Here is a 3414-nt window from a genome sequence, read left to right as displayed (position 1 = left end):
TCATACAGCACTTGGGTTTGAACCTTTATTTTTTAACATTATGGTCAGAAATATGTATTTTGCCTGAAACTCCTGCGTAGCAAGGATTATATGTTTTTACTCTGGTGAGAGTGATTAAAGAGCGATATAAAGTAAATATTAACTAGGCTGCGTTAATCCCAAGCCGTAACGCACCATGTTATGTGAAAATATTCCTTAAGTCTAATGTAAGACACACCTGGAGTATGAAGTTATAAGCTCTCAGGTGAAATAGGATTGTAGAGTATTGTTACATGTAGTCTCAACCTTTGGCAGCATCTGTCTGCTGAAACTTTTTAGTTTATTGATACCCAACTAACAAAGAGTGCTTTCTTGAGGCCAAAATTATCTTTAACTTAGCGATCCCCTGTACTTATTAAGTAACCCAGTGTGAATAATTGAAAGGTTATTAGTTTTCTCTGTGGGAGAAGCAAGCTACACGTCATGCCTTCTATAAAATATGTCTTTATCCGTTATAACGAGCCACTTTAATTAGTTTTACATTATTGCGTAACATAGTTTGATTTATTCTTGCCTACTTAGTTAACGCATTTAAATAAGTAACTAAATGAACTAAAAAATCGTTACATATCATTATGATTGGTAGGGAATTTTATGGTTAAAGATTTTGTTTTTTGTCTACAAGAAGCAGCTTTATACTTTATATCCAAAAAATCTCAAACACATAAAGATTATTCTGAATGTTTTGTGAACCCTCCCTGTGGATGTACCAATCCAGGGCAAAATACCCAATGTGAAGATTGTGCTTATCTTGAAGCCTGCTTGTCTAATTGCAAGCTCCAAAAAGTTTAATTATCTTTAGGTTCATAAACTAACTTTAATGCCAAATTAATTCCTGCGATAGAATTGAGTTTACTCTTATGGTAGAAGCCCTGCAAAAAACTAGCAGCTATCTTGAATAGGAATAACAAAAGAATTCACAATAAGTAATTAAAAATAAATTATGATGCAAGTGAATGTAGTTTTATGAGAAATAAATATTATTCCTTGTCGTTGTGGACAAGCGGCTTTGTTACTTGGTTCACAATCATATCAAAAATTAGTAATTACTGATTATGAATTAGTTTGAATCTGAGGAATAGTTAAGTTGTTGTGTGTGTGAGCTTAAAATGCTTTTAAATTTCCAAAAGAAACTAAATTAAAGACTCCTCAATCTATCTTGTGAAAAATTCCCTAATTTAGCAGTAGATTGAGTAAACAATATCGGTTTTGAAAATCAACTACAGAAATCTAGAACATAAAAGGAACCATAACTATGAAGCCTTTTGATTTATCTAAAGCTGTTTTGGCTACTGTCTTTGCCATCAGTTTCGCTTCTTTGTCTTTACCTCCTTCTGTTTATGCCCAAAGCGGAGGCTCCAGTGCTGGCAGTAGCTCAGGTAGTGGTACAGGTACTGGCACTACAGGTACTGGCACTACAGGTACTGGAACTACAGGTACTGGCACTACAGGTAGTGGTACAACAGGTACTGGAACTACAGGTACTGATACAACAGGTAGTGGTACAACAGGTACTGGAACTACAGGTAGTGGTACAACAGGTGGTACAGGTACTGATACAACAGGTAGTGGTACAACAGATGGTATAGGTAGTGGTACAAGTACTGGAACTACAGGCAGTGGTGCAACAGGTGGTACAGGTAGTGGTGCAACAGGCAGTGGTACAACAGGTAGTGATGCTACAGGCAGTGGTACAGCAGGTAGTGATGCTACAGGCACTGACACTACAGGTACTAATAGGAATACAGGCGTCGCAGCTTCCGAAAGAACTAGCGATCGCGGTTTCGATTGGGGTTGGCTAGGTTTACTTGGTCTAGCCGGTTTAGCAGGTCTGGCTCGTAATCGGGAAAAAGTGCAGGCTTATAACGATCCTAATGAAGTAACAGGTACTCGTTCTAGATAGTTTCACAACACTGTAGGAGCCGTACAACTGTCGTTTGTTTCAACTTCCGGCTATTACAGTGCTTAGATCACATGTGTAGGGACGCAATATCAATATATTGTGTTCCTACAATGATACGCCAGTTCGCTCAACTCGAGCTACTGCCTTGCCCAATGAAGATTACATTTGCCAAAACTTGTATTTTTGTTAACTCACGCACAAGGCGTTGAGCTTGATGTTTATAAAGTGGTATCGGCAACACTCCAGGCAAATTATTCATCCATTGCCTAGCAGTAGTGGAACTACATCCCGTAATCAAGACTATTTCTTGGGCGCCATACATAATAGCATTTGTAGTCAGAGCTTTTTCAATCTGCACCTGCCAAAGGCGAGGCAGCATTTCACCCCATTCAATTCGCTGCAAACTACTGCTTGTGGCTAAAACAATTAAGCGATCGCCAGCATAAAGCTTAACATCATACCAGGGCATCAAGGAGTAATTGTCTCGGCTATATTTCTGGTAGAGAATCGGCACAACACTGTACCCATAGGCTATTTCAGATAAAAGCAACCCATTGAGGGTATCGCCATCTTCAATTTTATATTCCGTCACCATGACTATTTGCTCGCTCAAGTGAAACAAGCTCAGAACATTTTCTCCAAAGGCAGCACAAGCAAAGACTTCTGCCGATAAAGCCGCGCCACACAAAACTTGGGCATAGGGAAACAGAGGGGCAATATTATCACTAAAATGGCGATCTTGAGAGCGGATAATCAAGCTAGTAGCGGGGTTCATTGCATGAGCCATCAAACCAATTTCCAGATTTTCCATATTATCGTCCCCAACTAAAACGATGCTTTTAGCACGGGAGAGATTCACCTTAGTTAGTGCTTCGGTAGCATTGCTAACAATAAGGGGCATGTCAGGTAAAGTGTTTTGGTCGAGAGTGGTAGTATGAATTCCTACTAAGGGCTGGTTGAGTTCTTGCAAAAGAGTAGCCACTCTCTGTCCCAAGCGATTTAAGCCAATAATCACCACATGGTTGCGTTGTGGTATGGGAGGACGAGAATTAAAAAACTGAAATCTTGAAGTGACAAGAGCATCAGTCAGCAGTGCGTATAATACTCCCACGAAAGCTTGACCTGTCAACGTGAGTCCCAGGCTAAACAACCGCAACCACCAAGGGATATGGTCTGAAGGTTCTACTTGCGACGATGAAAACTCAACACCGCCAAATAAATCTCCGTATCCTCCCAAGAGCAAGACTGCTGTTGCATAGAAAGCTTCTTGGAGAGTAATGTGGGGATAATACAAGCGGTAAAGAACTATTCCAGCCAACCACAGGATGAGTACAGTAATCGCATAGATTGTCGCAATTCGCCGGATTTGATTTTGGCTTTGGTAGTAAGATTGCCAAAATTGCGTTATTTTCTCCTTAAGATTCTTCGCTGTGATGCCTTGGACAAACTGTTGCCACTGCAACCTTTGGTTA

1 protein-coding gene and 1 pseudogene are annotated in these 3414 nt (G+C 40.1%); one reads left to right on the top strand and one right to left on the bottom strand.

Going from position 1 to position 3414, the window contains the following annotated elements:
• Positions 1 to 1813 precede the first annotated feature (1813 nt).
• Positions 1814 to 1942, top strand: a pseudogene (locus LC574_RS32140) (WGxxGxxG-CTERM domain-containing protein); the annotation flags it as partial.
• Positions 1943 to 2069: 127 nt separating this feature from the next.
• Here LC574_RS32140 and LC574_RS32135 read toward each other — a convergent pair.
• The coding region (locus LC574_RS32135; protein ID WP_229457654.1) for a TrkA family potassium uptake protein at positions 2070 to 3414 on the bottom strand (1345 nt) is incomplete at its 5' end.

The organism is Nostoc sp. CHAB 5715, assembly GCF_020829685.1.
Lineage (GTDB): Bacteria > Cyanobacteriota > Cyanobacteriia > Cyanobacteriales > Nostocaceae > Nostoc.
Note: the sequence above shows the minus strand (reverse complement) of the source record. Positions and strands in the feature narration are given on the sequence as shown.